Source organism: Crenobacter caeni (assembly GCF_010435965.1).
Classification (GTDB): Bacteria; Pseudomonadota; Gammaproteobacteria; order Burkholderiales; family Chromobacteriaceae; genus Craterilacuibacter; species Craterilacuibacter caeni.
This window is the reverse complement of sequence record NZ_JAAGAA010000004.1, coordinates 71,075-86,960: the sequence shown is the minus strand read 5'-3', so window position 1 is coordinate 86,960 and position 15,886 is coordinate 71,075. Positions and strand designations below refer to the sequence as shown.

12 protein-coding genes are annotated in these 15,886 nt (G+C 68.5%); 5 read left to right on the top strand and 7 right to left on the bottom strand.

Annotation, left to right across the window (positions count from 1 at the left end):
* Positions 1-29 precede the first annotated feature (29 nt).
* Positions 30-2,300, bottom strand: coding sequence for an FdhF/YdeP family oxidoreductase (locus tag GZH52_RS05760; RefSeq protein WP_163315534.1), 2,271 nt, complete (start codon positions 2,298-2,300; stop codon positions 30-32).
* 191 nt (positions 2,301-2,491) lie between these two features.
* Between GZH52_RS05760 and GZH52_RS05755 the strand changes: the two genes are divergently transcribed.
* Complete coding sequence (locus GZH52_RS05755) at positions 2,492-2,872, top strand: DoxX family protein (RefSeq protein WP_163315533.1); 381 nt, start codon at positions 2,492-2,494, stop codon at positions 2,870-2,872.
* Positions 2,873-2,934: 62 nt separating this feature from the next.
* On the opposite strand, the gene GZH52_RS05750 is transcribed toward GZH52_RS05755, so the two are convergent.
* The 5 genes from GZH52_RS05750 to GZH52_RS05730 all read right to left on the bottom strand — a co-directional run bounded on the left by GZH52_RS05750 (position 2,935) and on the right by GZH52_RS05730 (position 10,254).
* Positions 2,935-3,714, bottom strand: coding sequence for a 3-hydroxybutyrate dehydrogenase (locus tag GZH52_RS05750; protein WP_163315532.1), 780 nt, complete (start codon positions 3,712-3,714; stop codon positions 2,935-2,937).
* Between the two features lie 442 nt (positions 3,715-4,156).
* Entirely contained in the window at positions 4,157-6,601 is a 2,445-nt protein-coding gene (locus GZH52_RS05745) for a hypothetical protein (RefSeq protein WP_163315531.1), read from the bottom strand.
* Between the two features lie 194 nt (positions 6,602-6,795).
* Positions 6,796-7,941, bottom strand: a complete 1,146-nt coding sequence (locus tag GZH52_RS05740; protein WP_163315530.1) for a branched-chain amino acid ABC transporter substrate-binding protein — start codon at positions 7,939-7,941, stop codon at positions 6,796-6,798.
* Positions 7,942-7,986: 45 nt separating this feature from the next.
* Positions 7,987-9,249: an NAD(P)/FAD-dependent oxidoreductase gene (locus tag GZH52_RS05735; protein WP_349290640.1), complete on the bottom strand. Its 1,263-nt coding sequence runs from the start codon at positions 9,247-9,249 to the stop codon at positions 7,987-7,989.
* A gap of 3 nt (positions 9,250-9,252) precedes the next feature.
* Positions 9,253-10,254, bottom strand: a complete 1,002-nt coding sequence (locus GZH52_RS05730) for a 4-hydroxyproline epimerase (RefSeq protein ID WP_163315529.1) — start codon at positions 10,252-10,254, stop codon at positions 9,253-9,255.
* Positions 10,255-10,547: 293 nt separating this feature from the next.
* On the opposite strand from GZH52_RS05730, the gene GZH52_RS05725 reads away from it, so the two are divergent.
* From GZH52_RS05725 to GZH52_RS05710, 4 genes are all read left to right on the top strand, one after another.
* Positions 10,548-11,450: a dihydrodipicolinate synthase family protein gene (locus tag GZH52_RS05725; protein ID WP_163315528.1), complete on the top strand. Its 903-nt coding sequence runs from the start codon at positions 10,548-10,550 to the stop codon at positions 11,448-11,450.
* 65 nt (positions 11,451-11,515) lie between these two features.
* Complete coding sequence (locus GZH52_RS05720) at positions 11,516-12,217, top strand: GntR family transcriptional regulator (protein ID WP_163315527.1); 702 nt, start codon at positions 11,516-11,518, stop codon at positions 12,215-12,217.
* A 109-nt stretch (positions 12,218-12,326) separates the two neighbouring features.
* On the top strand, positions 12,327-13,415 hold the full coding sequence (locus GZH52_RS05715) for a polyamine ABC transporter substrate-binding protein (protein ID WP_163315526.1): 1,089 nt from the start codon (positions 12,327-12,329) through the stop codon (positions 13,413-13,415).
* 15 nt (positions 13,416-13,430) lie between these two features.
* Positions 13,431-14,549: an arginase family protein gene (locus tag GZH52_RS05710; RefSeq protein ID WP_163315525.1), complete on the top strand. Its 1,119-nt coding sequence runs from the start codon at positions 13,431-13,433 to the stop codon at positions 14,547-14,549.
* Positions 14,550-14,758: 209 nt separating this feature from the next.
* Here GZH52_RS05710 and GZH52_RS05705 read toward each other — a convergent pair whose 3' ends face one another.
* A complete protein-coding gene (locus GZH52_RS05705; RefSeq protein ID WP_163315524.1) occupies positions 14,759-15,811 on the bottom strand; it encodes a nuclease-related domain-containing protein in 1,053 nt (350 codons plus the stop codon).
* Between the last annotated feature and the right edge of the window lie 75 nt (positions 15,812-15,886).

The following is a 15,886-nucleotide window of genomic DNA, read 5'->3' as shown; positions in this document are numbered from 1 at the left end:
GCATCGACACAAATCGCCGAGGAGCAGGCTTACGCACCGGCGCTCTTGCGGATGCTGACCGGCACCGACTTGTAGCCCGGCGTCCCGCTCTCGGCGTCGATATGGTCGAGCGGGATCAGGCAGTTGGCCTCCGGGTAGTAGGCGGCGACGGTGCCGCGGGCGATGGCGTGGGCGACGGCGGTCAGCCCAGGGTAGCGCCGTACATCCCCCTCCGCCGCCAGCTCGACGTCGACCTTGTCGCCGTGCGCCAGCCCCAGTGCCGTCAGGTCATCCGGATGCATGAACAGCACGTCGCGCCGGCCGAACACCCCGCGGTAGCGGTCGTCGTAGGCGTAGATGGTCGTGTTGTACTGGTCGTGGCTGCGCACGGTCACCAGCCGGAACGCGTCACCCTGCTGCAGGTCTTCGTCCAGCCCGTCAAAGACATAGAACTCGGCCTTGCCCGACGGGGTATTCCAGACGCGCTCGGTAGCCGGCAGCGGCAGCCGGAAGCCGCCGGGCACCCGGATGCGCGCGTTGTAGTCATCGAAGCCGGGGATCACCCGTTCGATCAGCGCCCGGATCCGGTCGTAGTCGGCACTCAGCGCGTCCCAGTCGACGCCGCTGTCCGGCAGAGTCGCCCGCGCGATGCCGGCGACGATAGAGACCTCGGACTTCAGGTGCATGGACGCCGGCGGCAGCTTGCCGACCGACGCGTGCACCATCGACATCGAGTCTTCCACGGTGACCGCCTGCACGCCGCTGGCCTGCAGGTCGGCCTCGGTGCGACCCAGGCAGGGCAACAGCAGCGTCGTCTGTGCGACCAATAGGTGCGAGCGGTTGAGCTTGGTCGCGACGTGCACGGCCAGCTCCAGCGACGCCATCGCCGGGAAGCACTGTCCCGGGTCGGGCAAGGCGACCGCCAGGTTGCCGCCCAGGCACAGCAGCGCCCGGCACTCGCCGCTGACGATGGCCTGCATGGCACGCACGGCGTCGCGCCCCGCCCAGCGCGGCGGCGCGAAGCCGAAGGTGGCGGCGAGACTGTCCAGGAACGCCGGCGACGGTTTCTCGGTGATGCCGACCGTCCGGTTGCCCTGCACATTGGAATGGCCGCGTAGCGGGCAGATGCCGGCGCCAGGCTTGCCGAGGTTGCCCTTGAGCAAGAGCAGGTCGCACAGCAACCTCACGTTGGCAGTGCCGCGCCGGTGCTGGGTGATGCCCATGCCGTAGCTGATGATGGTCGCGCCGGAGTTGGCGTACAGGCGGGCGACTTCTTCCAGGCTAGTCCGGCTCAGGCCGCTGGCCGACTCGATGTCTTGCCAGGCGGTGGCCGCGAGGTCGGCCTGCAGCGGCGCGAAGCCCGCGGTGTGCTCGGCGATGAAGTCGTGGTCAAGCACGCCGCCTTGCCGCGCTTCCAACTCGAGCAAGGCCTTCATCACGCCCTTGATCGCGGCGGCGTCGCCGCCCGCCTTCACCTGCAGGTAGTTGGACGCGATCGCCGTCGCGCCGTACGTCGCCATCTCCACCGGGTCCTGCGGGTCGGCAAAGCGCTCCAGCGCCCGCTCCCTCATCGGGTTGAACACGACAATCGGCACCCCACGCCGTGCCGCGTCGTGCAGCACGCCCATCATCCGCGGGTGGTTGGTGCCCGGGTTGTGGCCGATACAAATGATCAGCTCGCACTGGTCGAAGTCGTCCAGCGACACCGAACCCTTGCCCATGCCGATCGATCGCGGCAGGCCGACGCTGGTCGGCTCGTGACAGAGGTTCGAGCAATCGGGAAAGTTGTTGCTGCCGTACATGCGGGCAAACAGCTGGTAGAGGAAGGCCGCCTCGTTCGAGGCGCGGCCCGAGGTGTAGAAGTCGACCTGCTGCGGCGGCAGCGTAGCCAGGACGGCGCCGATGCGCTCAAAGGCGGCGTCCCAGGACAGAGGCTGGTAGCTGTCGCTCGCCTTGTCGTACAGCATCGGCTCGGTCAGGCGGCCGAAGTTTTCCAGTTCGTGGTCGCTCAGTTGCAGCAGTTCGGACACACGGTGCGTAGCGAACAACGCTGGCGTCGCCCGATGCTGCGTTGCCTCCCAGGTCACCGCCTTGGCGCCGTTCTCGCAAAACTGGAAGGTCGAGGCGTGGTGCTTGTCCGGCCACGCGCAGCCCGGGCAGTCAAAGCCCTGCGGCTGGTTGGTCCTGAGCAGGGTGGCGGACGCCTCGACCGTGTCCATCTGCTCTCGCACCGCGATGGCCACCGCCTTGAGCGCCCCCCAGCCACCGGCCGGCCCCGCATAGTCGTGCACCCCGGCAACATTCCTTGGCTGTTCGGCCATCGTCCCCTCCCTCCACGTGAACGGGCAAATTCCCCTCAAGCTAAGGTTATAGCCACAGCCAGCCGAACCCTCAGTAGTGCCACCGCCCGGTACGCCGTGCAAGCCGATAAGCGGCACGGCTTTAGCCGGCGACAGACGCACCCGCCCTGCTATACCGGCAGGACATTCCGCATGGACGAGGAGACGTCGCCATGAACACACTTTTGAACCTGGCTGGCCGCGTGCTGCTGGCCCAATTCTTCCTGCTGGCGGGGCTTGACAAGATCAGCAACTACGACGGCACCGCCGCCTATATGCAGGCTTTCCACGTCCCCACTGCGCTGCTACCCCTCGTCATCCTGCTTGAAGTCGGCGGCGGTCTGGCCTTGATCGCCGGCTGGAAAGTCCGGTGGATTGCCCTGTTGCTGGCGGCCTTTTCCGTTGCCGCGGCGCTGATCTTCCACCACGACTTCGCCAACGAGACGCAGTGGATCCTGTTTATCGGCGACCTCTCGACCGCGGGCGGCCTCTTGGTGCTGGCGCAATACGGCGCCTTGGCGCCGGCGCTGGATGCGCGGCAGAAGAATGCTTGAGTGACCCGCCCCGCCAACCAGGCGGGGCGGTGACCACCCAGCCGGCTCCGTCCAACGCTCCCTCACTCCATACACCAGCCGTGGCTGACCAGCAGCGACTGCCCGGTCAGCGCCTTGTTCGGGAAGGCGGCCAGAAAGAGCGCGGCCTCGGCGACGTCGCTGTCCTTGACGAACTCGCCGTCGACCGTCCCGCCCAGCATCACCCGGCGCACCACCTCGTCTTCGCTGATACCCAGCGTTTTGGCCTGCTCGGGGATCTGCCGCCGCACCAGCGGCGTGTCGACGTAACCCGGGCAGATCACGTTGGCGCGGATATTGTCGGCGGCACCTTCCTTGGCGATGGTGCGCGCAAGGCCCAGCAGCGCGTGCTTGGCCGACACGTAGGGGGCTTTTAACGGGGACGCCAGCTTGGCATGTACCGACCCCATCAGCAGGATGGCGCCGCCGCCGTGCGCGCGCATATGGCGCATCGCGGCGCGGCTGCACAGGAAGGCGCCGTCCAGATGCACGGCGATCAGCCGCCGCCAGTCGGCGAACTCAAGCTCGACAATCGGCGCGATATGCTGCACGCCGGCATTGCTGACCAGGATGTGCAGCCCGCCCAGCTGGCGGATCGCGTCGGCAAAACCCGCCTCGACCGACGCCTCGTCGCTGACGTCCATTTCTATCGCCACCGCGTGCGCGCCCTCGTCGCGCAGTTGCTGCGCGGTGGCCTCGGCCGCGTCCTGCCGGATGTCGGCCACCGCCACCGCCGCGCCGGCTGCCGCAAAGCGGCGGGCGATGGCGAGGCCGATCCCGCTGGCCGCGCCGGTGACCAGCGCGCATTGTTGGGTGAGTTGCATGTTTTCCCCTCCTTTAATCAAGGCTATGTCGTAATTAAAAGTTGGTGGTGCTGTTGCTGACATCGCGGGCTGTTCTTGCGACAGCCACCCTTCCGCGTAGGCTCGCGCCGGCAACAAAGGTGCTGGCGAGGTCTTAAGCTGGCCCTTGTTCGAGCGATTCGACGGTAGCGAATCGCGAGTTGGCCAGCGCCTCGCCAGCGTCTTTGTTGACGGGGAAGTCGCGAGCCTCCGGGGGCGTTTGGGTTGCAAGGGGCTTGTCGCTACAAGCCCCTTGCCCGTTGGCCGCGCGGAAGCGGCACTCAATCACGTCCGCGCAGCGGACACAAAATCCGGGATCAACCTACCAACTTGCAATTGGGACATCGCCTTAATCAAGGCGGGCCGCCCGCCGGCCACCCGCTGCGCCGTGCCAGCGTGGCACGGCCATCCTTTTGCCGCGGCCTCAGGCGTCGCCGGCTGCCGGTGCGCCCCCGGCGTAAACGCCGCCGGAGGGCAGGCTCACCTCGTCCGAGCCCAGGCACTGCCCCATGCGCCGGCCAAGCTTCGCCTTGAGCGCGTCGAAATGGCCGCACAACTGCGCCGCGTCCTTGCCGCTGCTGCGCACCGGCGTATGCAGGAAGTCGAGCAGCCTGCCGGTCGCGGCCGTCAGCCGGGCGTCGGCCAGGCCGGCGCCGCCTGCCGCGGCGAGCCGCGACAACTGTTCGAGCAAGTCGCTCAGCGCCCGCACATGCCCGAGCAGGCGCACTTCGCGCACCGAACCGTTGCCCGAGCCCGCGCCGATCTGCAGGAACTGCTTGAGGTAGTCGTGCAGCGCGGCACGGGCGGCGCCCGCCTCGGCCGGCTTGTCGTGCGCCGCGCGCTCGAACTGGGCAAGCATCATCTCTAGCCTCAGGGTGTCGACGCCGATCTTGCCGTACCTGCCCGTCGCCGCCTTGCACGCCTTCATCGGCAGCAGCACATGGCCCGCGCAAAAGCCGACGGGGGTGGTCACCGCGACGTCCGCGAGCGCGATGTCACCTATATGCACGCCCTCCAGCGCACCCTCTAGCGCGCCGGGTTCGAGCCCCTGCAGGATGCGCGGGGTGAAGGTGTACGGGTTGGCGTTGAGAAAGCCCAGCAGCGTCGCCTCGGCCTCTGCACCGTCCATGCCCGCCGCCGCGCGGCGGCCTGTCTGGCCCTCCAGATGCGCGGCGGGCAGCCAGGCGAGGTCCTTCTGCCCGTGGGCGCCGACGACGCAGCCGCGGCAAAGCCTTTGCTCTTCTTCGAGCAGCGCGACGACAGGGGCGGCGTACGCGTCGGCGTCGCGAACCTGCAGCCGCGCCCAGACTTCGTCGAAGCCTAGCGTGCCCAGCGCGACGCCGCCCAGTTTCAATTCGCCGTTGCCGTTGGCCACGCGCACGCCGGTGATGTCCGCGACGCGCACGGCGCGATCGGTCGCAAACGTCCAGCTGACGTCCCGCTCGCCGTCGACCGATTCGCACACCATCTCGACCGGGCCCTGCGTGGTCAGCAAAGCTGCCGTCACGCGCCGCCGCTTCTCTTCGTCGAACAGTTGCCAGAACAGGCCCACTGCGGCAGTGACGCCGCTACCGTCGTCGTCGCTACCAAGCGCGGGCGTCACGCAGGCGCGCTGGCGGATCGCCTGCTCGGCCGTCGCGCCCGACAGCCGCACGGTCACGCTGACGCGCCCGGCCTCGGCGTCTTCCGGCGCTGCCGGCATGGCAGGCCACGCGCCAAGCCCCGCATCGGGGCGCAGGCGCAAGTCGCGGGCGTCCAGCCGGCGGACAAGCGCCCTGTCGGCGACGGCCGGCCGGATCAGCCACCAGTATTCGCCCAGCAGTTCGGCACTGAAGTGCAGGGGCTTGAACGGCAGGAACAAGAGCGGCGTGAAGTCCTGCGCCGCGATGCTGACCCGGTAGTCGTTGAGCACCTCGAAGCACAACGCGCCGGGGAGCGGCTGCACCGCCTGATCGGAGCCGGGCCGGAACAAGGACGCGTTGTGCACGGTGCGCTGCTGCAGGTTGAGCGCCGAGGCGGCGAAGGCCTCGCGGTCTGCCTCGACGTCGGCTTCGACGTAACCGAGCGCGACGCCGCCGAAAACGACGGTGTCTGCCGCCACCAACGGGCCCGCGCCGCCGGTCGTGCCAACGAAGCAGCCGGCCGTCGCCGCGGTGGCGGCCAGCGCGCTGGTGGCACCGCACTGGTGCTGCAGGGCGGTCGCGCGCGCGACTTCGCCCGGCGCGCCCCCGGCATGGCCTGCGGCCGAGAGCGGCCGCCCTGCCTGCGTAGCCGGCGCGGTACCCGTCACGCTGCCCAGGCGCACGCCAAGCTGCACCCATTGCTGGCGGTACGTCACCGCGTAGCCCAGCGCGGCGGCGCCCGGCTGCGCGCCGTCGAAATTGAACAGCTGCCCGATGCGCGCCGGCGTCTGGCACAACACGCTCGAGTCCCTAAGCGCGCGCGCCCGGAAGAAACTTGTATAGCGCTGCACGCCCGCGCCGCCGCCCCCTGCCCGGCTGCCGCCCGCCACCAGCGCCTCGGCCTCGTCCAGCGCGGCGAAGGCGGCAAGGTCCGCCACCCTTGACAGGCCCAGCCGCGCCAGCGTCGCCGCCTGCCGCGCGTCCACCCCGGCGAGTACGGCGCACGGGGCGCCCAGCAAAGCCTCGAGCGGCTTGCCCTGCCAAGCCGGCCCGACATGGCCGGCCACCGCTTCGCGGCCAAGCAGGCCGGCCTCGGCGGCGCGCAAGGCGCGCGCATGGCGAAACGGCGGGTAGGCCAACAGCTCGGCGACGCTGGTGATACCCAGCTCGCCGAGGGTTTCGCGCGCGGCACTGCCGAGCGTCCCGAGCACGTACAGGCTGAGGCGGGGAATCTGCAAAGGGTCCATCGCGTGCGCTCCGCCTGCCCGGCCGCAGGTTCAAGGTGCCGGGCGGGGTGTGCCGCAAGACTAGCCCGGTTCACGCAACCGGCCCGGCAGATCAGTGGAAGGCACCTGCCGCACGCCACCGCAAGGGCGGGCGTCGGCAGGCCGGGCGCCCCGGACCGGGGCGCCGTGCTTCGTTGTAGCCTGCCGCGCGGGTTTTACTGGACCACCGACTTGACCTTCCAGTCGTTGTTCTCCACCGAAGAGATGGTGACCGGCGCGTTCTTCAGGTTGCCGGCCGCATCGAAGCCGAAGTCGGCGGTCACGCCCTTGTAGCCGGTCTTGGCGATGTAGGGCAGGAACTTGGCGGGGTCGGTCGAGCCTGCGCGCTTCATCGCGTCGGCGACGATCATCACGCCGTCGTAGAACTGCGGTCCGAGCAGCACGACGTCCTGCTGGTAACGCGCCTTGTAGCGCTGTTCGAAGTCCTTGCCGGCCGGGCGCGCGCCCAGTTCGCCGCCGGCGACCGCCGAGTAGTGGCCGGCGGCGTCGGCGCCGGCCAGCTTGATGAAGTTCGGCGTGTTTAGCATGTCGCCGCCCATCAGCCGCGCGTTGAGCCCCAGCCGCTTCATCTGGCGCGCCATCGGCGCGGCCTGCGCGTCCGCGCCGCCGTAGAAGACCACGTCGGGCTTTTGCGCCTTCAGGCTGGTGAGGATCGCGGTGAAGTCGTTCGCCTTGTCGTTGGTGTACTCGCGCTTGATGGGCTGCTTGCCCTGCGCGGCCAGCGACTTCACGAATTCGTCGGCGATGCCCTGCCCGTAGGCGGTACGGTCGTCGATCACCGCGATGCGCTGCGCCTTGAGCTGCCTGACCGCGTACTGGCCGAGCGAGCCGCCGATCTGGCTGTCCGAGCCGACCAGCCGGAAGGCGGTCTTGTAGCCGCTGGCGGTATACGCCGGGTTGGTCGCCACCGACAGCTGCGGGATGCCGGCGTCAGAGTAGATGCGCGAGGCGGGAATCGACACGCCGGAATTGAAGTGGCCGATCACCGCCTTGACGCCCGAGTCGACCAGGCGCTGCGCGACCTGGGTGCCGACGCGCGGGTCGGCCTGGTCATCCTCGGGCACCAGCTCGAACTTCACCTTCTGCCCGCCGATGACGAGCCCTTGCTTGTTGAGGTCGTCGACCGCCATCTTCGCCGCGTTCTCGTTGTCCTTGCCGTAGTGCGCCTGCGGCCCGGACAGCGGCGACGCGAAGCCGAGCTTGACCACGCTGTCGGCGTGCGCGGCGCTGATCGCGAACGGCGCCATCATGCCGCCCAGCGCCAGGACCAGGTGAAGCTTGCGAAAAGCCTGCTGTGCCATGCTGTTCTCCTCCTCTTTCACACCAAGAATGGCCGCGAGGGCCGCCTAAAACCGGTCGAGTCGATAAGGGTGGGGGTCGGTGGCCATCGCACCGCCCAGGATTTGTTCGGTCAGCATGGCGCCGGTAGTCGCCGCCAGCGTCAGCCCGAGGTGGCCGTGCCCGGTCGCGAAGTAGAGCCCGCGCACGTCGGGGGCCGGGCCGATCACCGGCAGGGTATCGGGCAGCGACGGGCGGTTGCCCATCCACACGCTCATGCCCTCGGTGCCGAAGTCGCCGACGATGCGCCGGGCCTTGTCCAGCAGGATGTGCGCGCGCCGCCAGTCGGGTGGCGCGTCGCGGTGTGCGAGCTCGACGGTGCCGGCCAGGCGCAGCGCGCCGCCTGCCATCGGCAGGATCACGAAGCTCTCGCTCGCACACTGGATGAAATGGTGTAGCGGCACGCCGGCCTTGGGCAGGGTGACGTGGTAGCCGCGCTCGCTCTCCAGCGGCAGGCGGTAGCGCCCCTGCCGCGCGAAGCGGTCGCTCCACACGCCGCAGGCGATCACCACGCAGTCGGCCATGATGCGCCCGCCAGCGGTCTCGACGCCGCGCACACCGCCGCCCTCGCGCCAGACGCCCGTCACCTCGTCCTGCACGAGCTGCCCGCCCTCGCGCAGGAAGGCGTCGAACAGGCCGCGGGTAAAGAGATAGGGGTCGTCCACGTGCGACCAGTCCGGCACCTCGACGGCTACCTGCCATCCGGCCGCCAGCGCGGGCGCGAGTGCCGCGAGTTCACGCCCGTCCAGCTTGCGCCAGCGCACGCCGTGCGCGCGCTTGGTCTGCCAGGCTGCGGCCACCGCGGAGAATTCCGCCTCGTCGCGGTACAGCGTCAGGTTGCCGTGGCGCCGCCACAGGTGGTCAAGCCCCGCGCGCCCGATCAGGGGCGCGTAGTCGTCGTTGACCCGCCCCAGCAGCGCGGCGAGCGCAGCGGTCAGCGCGGCCACCTTGCGCGGGCGGCTGGCAGCGACAAAGCGGGCGAGCCACGGCGCGAGCGTCGGCAGGTAGCGCCAGCGCACCGCCAGCGGCCCCAGCGGGTCGAGCATCCAGCCGGGCACTCTGGCCAGCACGCCCGGCTCGGACAGCGGGATGACGTCGCTGACGGCGAAGGCACCGGCGTTGCCGTAACTGGTGGCCATCGCCGGCTCGCCGCGGTCGACCAGCACCACTTCGCAGCCGGCCAGCCGCAACTGCAGCGCGGTGGCGATGCCGACCACGCCGGCGCCGGCCACGAGCACCCGGCCGGGGCGGAAGCTTGCGCGCGCGTTCACCCTTCAGCCCACCACGAAGCCGTGCACGTACGGGTCGGCGTCGTCGAGCAGGATGCGGTTGTAGCCGGTGGTCACCGCCCAGCCCTCGATGCCCGGGACGATGGCCGGCAGGCCGGCGACCTCGGTTTCCGCCTCGATGGTGCCGGTGAACTGGCTGCCGATGAGGCTCTCGTGCACCAGCACGTCGCCCGCCTTCATCAGGCCGCGCGCGTAGCGTTGCGCGAGCCTTGCCGAGGTGCCGGTGCCGCACGGCGAGCGGTCAAGCGCCGCCGCGCCGTACAGCACGGCGTTGGCCGCGTGCGAGCCGGGCTGCCTGGGCGCGCCTGTCCACTGTACGTGGCGCACGCCGCGGATGTCGGGGTCCAGCGGGTGCACGACGTCGTAGTGCGCGTTCAGGAAGTCGCGCAGCTCGTTGCCCATCGCCACCAGTTCGCCCGGCGTGTAGTCGGCCATGTCACGGTAGTTCTGCTGCGCCTCGACGATCGGGTAGAAGTTACCGCCGTACGCGATGTCGACCTTGAGCCGGCCCAGCGCGCGGATTTCCACCTCGACGTCGCGCATCAAGAGGAAGGACGGCACGTTGGTGAGCTTCACCGACTTCACCTTGCCGCCTTCCTGCCTGTAACGGGCGACGACCTTGCCGGCCGGCGTGTCGAGGTTGAGCACGCCGGGCGTCGCCGGTTCGACGAGGCCGTGCTCGATGGCCATCGTCACCACGCCGATGGTGCCGTGCCCGCACATCGGCAGGCAGCCGCTGGTCTCGATATAGAGCACCGCCACGTCGCAATCGTCGCGCGTCGGCGGGTAGAGGAAGGCGCCGGACATCTGCGCGTGGCCGCGCGGCTCGAACATCAGCCCGGTGCGCATCCAGTCGTAACGCGCCAGGAAGTCGAGCCGCCGCGCGGCCTGGCTGTCACCCTCCAGCGCCGGCGCGCCGCGGGTGACCAGGCGGACCGGGTTGCCGCAGGTATGGCCGTCGATGCATTCGAATTCGGTAGTCGCCATCGGGTGAGCTCCTCGTGTGTGTCGTCTCACTCTAGGATCACGCATTTTTGAATACAATTTAACGGCTTAAATTTACCGAAATACAACAGTAACAAAGCGCCGGCGCAAACTGAAAATTTGCACAGAATCCTTTTAGAACAATCGTTTCAGCAGGTGTTGCAATAAAGCACGGTCAGGTCAAGGCCGCCATCACAGCCCTTTCAAAGCTGATTTTGCATGCAAAGCCGTTGAATTCTGTATCCAGAAATACCAGCATGGAAAAGAGCTGCATTCCCCACGCAAGGAGCACTGCCATGACCCAACGCTGGAGCGGCGTCTTTCCCGCCGTCACCACCAAGTTCAACGCCGACGAATCGCTGGACCTGGCCGCGACCGCCCGCCATATTCGCTGGCAGCTCGATTGCGGCGCCGACGGCATTATCGTGTGCGGCTCGCTGGGCGAGGCGTCGACGCTCACCGCCGACGAGAAGCTGGCGATCCTGCAGGCGGCCAAGGCGGTCGCCGGCGACAAGCCGGTACTGCTGACCGTCGCCGAGGACAGCACCCGCGCCGCCTGCGCGCTCGCCGCCGCCGCCCACGCGCAGGGCGCCGACGGCATCATGCTGCTGCCGGCGATGCGCTACGTGTCGGACGAGCGCGAGACGCTCAACCACTACCGGCGCGTCGCCGGCGTGAGCCCGCTGCCGGTGATGATCTACAACAACCCGGTCGCGTACGGCGTGAACATCACCCCCGACATGTACCGGGCGCTGGCCGCCGAGCCGAAGTTTGTCGCGATCAAGGAGTCCAGCGGCGACATCCGCACGCTGACCGACGTGATCAACGCGGTCGGCGACCGCTACGCGATCTTCTGCGGCGTCGACGACCTCGCGCTGGAAAGCCTGCTGATGGGCGCCGACGGCTGGGTGGCCGGGCTGGTGGTCGCCTTCCCCGAGGAGACCGTCGCCATCTACCGGCTCGCCCGCGCGGGCCGCTGGCTCGAGGCGCGCACGCTGTACCGCTGGTTCGCCCCGCTGCTGCACCTGGACGTGTCGATGAAGCTCGTGCAGAACCTCAAGCTGTGCGAGGCGAGGGTCGGCGCCGGCACCGAACATGTGCGCGCGCCGCGCCTGCCCTTGGCCGGCGCCGAGCGCGAACGGGTGCTCGCCGTGATCGATGAGCGCCTGGCCTGCCGCCCTGCGCTGCCCGCGCACTGAGCGCAGGGCTGAATGGCCGGGGGCGGCTGTGGTAAGGTGACACCGCCCCCGGCAAGGAAAACCGCATGACGCAGACCACCCCCGCCCCGCAGAGCCTGACCGCGATCGCCACCGACACCCTCCGCCAGCGCATCCTCGCCGGCGAATGGTCCGACGGGGGCCAGTTGCGGCAGGAGGCGCTGTCGCGCGAACTGGGCATGAGCCGGGTACCGATCCGCGAAGCGCTGCGCCAGCTCGAGGCCGAGGGGTTGGTGACCATCGTCGAGAACAAGGGCGCGGTCGTGTCGCAGCTGTCGCTGCCGGAAGTCGTCGAACTGCTGCACGTGCGCGTGCTGCTCGAGTGCGACGTGCTGATGGCCGCCATCCCGCGCCAGACCAGCGCCGACCTCGCCGAGGCCGAAGCGCTGCTCGCACGCTTCGAGACCGCGCTGCGCGACGAGGACATCGCCGAATGGGGCATCCTCAACGCGCGCTTCCACCTCGCGCTCTACCGGGCGGCCGAGCGCCCGCAAATGCTGGCGCTCATCGAACAGCTGCACAACCGTACCGACCGCTACACCCGCATGCAGATCCTGCTGACCGGCTTCAGCGACCGCGCCCACCACGAGCACGGCCACCTGCTCGAACTGTGCCGGCAAAAGGACAGCATCAGCGCGGCCGCCTTCTTGCGCCAGCACATCCTCAACGCGCAGGAGGCGCTCGAGGCGTGGTACCGCGCGCAGTCGACCCGGGCGCCGGCCAGACGCGCGCGCAAACCGGCCGCCTAGCCCCACTCCCGCCCGGCGCGGCCTGCGACAATAAATTTGTATGGCATAAAGATTGCATCCATAGTCAAGGGAATGCCCCCGAACTCTTGACCGCAAAGGATGCGCCGCCATGGGACTCCGCACTACCGTCGCCGTCTGCCTCACCACCTGCCTGCCGCTGTCGCCCCACGCCGCCGGCCAGCTCAACATCTACAACTGGGGCGAGTATTTCGCGCCGGACACCATCGCCAACTTCGAGAAGGAGTCCGGCGTGAAGGTCAGGCTCGACGTCTACGACAGCAACGAGGTGCTGCAGACCAAGATGTTGGCCGGCAACAGCGGCTACGACCTGGTCTTCCCGTCCAACGACTTCCTCGCCCGCCAGATCGAGAGCGGCGTTTACCGGAAGATCGACAAGCAGAAGCTGCCCAACCTGAAGAACCTCGACCCGGCCTTCCGCCCCAAAGTCGACGCGGTCGACCCCGACATGCAGTACAGCGTGCCGTATATGTGGGGCACCACGGCGATCGGCTACAACGTCGACAAGGTAAAGAAGGCGCTCGGCGGCCAGTTGCCCGCCAACACTTATGACCTGCTGTTCAAGCCCGAGGTCGTCGCCAAGCTGCAAAAATGCGGCGTCGCCTACAACGACGCCGGCAGCGTGATGTTCCCGATGGCGCTGCGCTATCTGGGCCGCGACCCGAACTCGACCAACCCCAAGGACTACGAAGACGCGGCGGCCGTGCTGAAGAAGGTGCGCCCGTACATCCGCCGCATGATCGCGACGCCGGTGATGAACGAGCTCTCCAACGGCGAAGTCTGCGTGTCGACCGGCTACTCGGGCGCGGTGCTGGTCGCCAAGCTGCGCGCACGCGAAAACAAGACCGGCCACAACATCGCCTACACCCTGCCCGAGGCGGGCGCGCCCTTGTGGTTCGACAGCATGGCCATCCCCAAGGACGCGAAGAACGTCGAGAACGCGCACAAGTTCATCAACTACATCCTGCGCCCGGACGTCGTCGCGAACATCAGCAACGCGGTGATGTACCCGAGCCCCAACGCGCAGGCCGTCAAGCTGATGAGCAAGGATTTGACCGGCGACCCGATGATCTTCCCGGACGCCAAACGGATGCAGACCTTCTGGGTGCAAAAACCGTTCGACCCGGCCACGCTGCGCCTGCAGACCCGGCTGTGGCAGCGCTTCAAGACCGGCAAATAAGGGAGCAGAGACCTCATGCAGACACAGACCGGACTGATCTACGACGAGTTTTTCCTTAAGCACAACGCGGGCAGGCAGACCTACCGTGGCAGCGCGGGCGTGGCCGACGCCGGCGAGGAATTCGACACCCCGCTTAGGCTGACCTACAGCAAGGCGCTGCTCGACGCGACCGGCATGAGCGCGCGCCTGCGCCCCATCGCGTACACGCCGGCCACCGACGCGGCGCTGCTGCGCGTGCATGCGCCGGCCTACCTGCAGACCCTGGCGGCCCGCTGCGCGGCAGCCGAGGAAGACGGCGTCAAGCTGGGCGAGGACGCACGCGGCAACCGCGCGACCGAGCAGGTGGCGCGCGCCGCCGCCGGCGCCGCGTGCGCGGCCGTCGACGCGGCGCTCGAGGGGCGCGTGCGCAACGTGTACGCGCTGATCCGACCGTCCGGCCACCACGCAGGCCCCGACTACGCGATGGGCTACTGCTACTACAACAACGCGGCCGTCGCCGCGCGCCACGCGCAGGCGGTACACGGGCTTGCCCGGGTCGCGATCGTCGACTGGGACGTCCACCACGGCAACGGCACCCAAGACGTGTTTTACAGCGACCCGAGCGTGCTGTTCGTCTCGCTGCACGAGGAAGGCAACTACCCGCTGGAGGGCGGCAGCGAACAGGAATGCGGCAGCGGCGAAGGACTGGGCCGCAACGTCAACGTGCCCTTGCCCGCTGGCAGCGGCTACGCCGCGTACGCGCGCGCGTTCGAGCAGGTGGTGGTCCCGGCGCTCGAGCGCTTCGCGCCCGAGCTGATCATCGTCTCGGCCGGGCAGGACGCCAACGCCTACGACCCGCTGGGACGGATGCGGCTGACGCGGACGGGCTACCGCCGGCTCGCCGCCACCCTCGCCCAAGTCGCCGGCACGCTGTGCCAGGGGCGCCTCGTCTGCCTGCAGGAAGGCGGCTACAGCCTGCCCTACCTGCCGATCGCGACGCTGGGCGTGGTCGAGGGCATCACCGGACAGACGATGGACTTCGACGACCCGCACCATATCGACGACCGTCCGCTTGCCGCGCACGAAGCGGCCGCCGTCGAGCGCGCCGCCGCCGCGCAGGCCGCCTGCCTGTACCCGCACGGCACGCCGGCTTGAACCACGGCCCCGCCCACGCGGGGCCGTGCCCGTCAAAATCCAGTCCTGGCTGATATACACAGTTTCTGTTGAAAACCCGGCCGCCACGGCACCGGCCACCCCTGCAACCCTTGCCCAGCCTGCCTTGCGCGTGCTGCCCAATTTTTAGTCAAGCAGATTGGAGAATCGCGAGCTGCCCAGCGCCGGCGCCCGCCCTTAAGAGCCGGGGTTCAGTCCACCAGTTGCGGCAGCGGTCGATCGTTGCGGTGGACCACTTCCGAGAGCTTGCAAGCCGCGCACTCGACAAACAAGAACTGGTCGTCCTTGCGCAGCTTGGTCTGGCGGCCGCACTGCCTGCAATCGAGCTTGAGCGCGGTATTCTCGCCGCAGTCGAGGCAACGCAGGTAGTAGCCGTATTTGCCGTGGCGAAATTCGAGCTGTTGCGACGCGCACTTGCGGCACAGGGTCGCGTACACCTTGCGGTAAGCCTTTGCCCCCAGCACCGAACCGAGCAGCCCCATGGGTGCCAGCCGGTCGCCGACATATTCGAGGTGGCGCAGCGGCGCGGCAGCTTGCGGTGCCTTGGACTGGGCCGTTGGCGCGGAGAGTGCGACGGCAAAATCACCACGCGCGGGTTCGGGCGCAGCGGGCCTGGACTCAGCCTCAACAGGGCTGACCGGCGATGACGAGGGCTGGGGCTGCCGCGGCGTGTGCATCCTGCACATATAGTCGCCCAATACCTGGCGGAACGGCGCAGGGAAAAGCTCTGGGCTGGCCGAGAGCTGCGCGCGCACACGCTCGCCGACCAGTTCGGCCTTGCACACGGCACCCACCGTCTGCCCCTTGGGCGGTAGGAATACGCCACGACTGGAAATCGCGACCAGATAGTCGATGGCCAACGCGTCGATCACCTCGGGCTGGCGTGCAAACTTGCGCAGGTATTTGCGCAGGAATTCACACTGCAGGCTCGCCTGCACCAGCGGGGACGCCATCCCGCTCGAGCGGTCCTGATACCAGCGCAGCCACTGGCAGTCGGCCTGCATCTGTACCTTGCCGGCGACGCTCTTGCTCTCGACAACCGTCAGCCCGGCCTTGTGGATCAGCACATGGTCCATCTGCGCGGCGTCGCCGTCGAGTTCGAGCCGGACATCGTGCAATACCAATACGTGCGGGTCGTCCGCGAAATAACGGCGCAGGTAAAACGCCATTTCCCGCTCCGCCTCGTCACCCGCCTTCTGCTTCCAGTCTTCGGCGGCAATAGCCACCTTTTCCTTCAGGATCATCGTCCACTCTGCCAATAGCCATTCTAAACAACGGCATTTTACCCCATGTGCATACTCATGGCCGGCAAGCAGACA

Excerpts from the sequence above, each read along its gene's own strand:
- GZH52_RS05760 (WP_163315534.1), bottom strand. The coding sequence starts at position 2,300 with ATGGCCGAACAGCCAAGGAATGTTGCCGGGGTGCACGACTATGCGGGG.
- GZH52_RS05755 (WP_163315533.1), top strand. The coding sequence starts at position 2,492 with ATGAACACACTTTTGAACCTGGCTGGCCGCGTGCTGCTGGCCCAATTC.
- GZH52_RS05750 (WP_163315532.1), bottom strand. The coding sequence starts at position 3,714 with ATGCAACTCACCCAACAATGCGCGCTGGTCACCGGCGCGGCCAGCGGG.
- GZH52_RS05745 (WP_163315531.1), bottom strand. The coding sequence starts at position 6,601 with ATGGACCCTTTGCAGATTCCCCGCCTCAGCCTGTACGTGCTCGGGACG.
- GZH52_RS05740 (WP_163315530.1), bottom strand. The coding sequence starts at position 7,941 with ATGGCACAGCAGGCTTTTCGCAAGCTTCACCTGGTCCTGGCGCTGGGC.
- GZH52_RS05730 (WP_163315529.1), bottom strand. The coding sequence starts at position 10,254 with ATGGCGACTACCGAATTCGAATGCATCGACGGCCATACCTGCGGCAAC.
- GZH52_RS05725 (WP_163315528.1), top strand. The coding sequence starts at position 10,548 with ATGACCCAACGCTGGAGCGGCGTCTTTCCCGCCGTCACCACCAAGTTC.
- GZH52_RS05720 (WP_163315527.1), top strand. The coding sequence starts at position 11,516 with ATGACGCAGACCACCCCCGCCCCGCAGAGCCTGACCGCGATCGCCACC.
- GZH52_RS05715 (WP_163315526.1), top strand. The coding sequence starts at position 12,327 with ATGGGACTCCGCACTACCGTCGCCGTCTGCCTCACCACCTGCCTGCCG.
- GZH52_RS05710 (WP_163315525.1), top strand. The coding sequence starts at position 13,431 with ATGCAGACACAGACCGGACTGATCTACGACGAGTTTTTCCTTAAGCAC.
- GZH52_RS05705 (WP_163315524.1), bottom strand. The coding sequence starts at position 15,811 with ATGATCCTGAAGGAAAAGGTGGCTATTGCCGCCGAAGACTGGAAGCAG.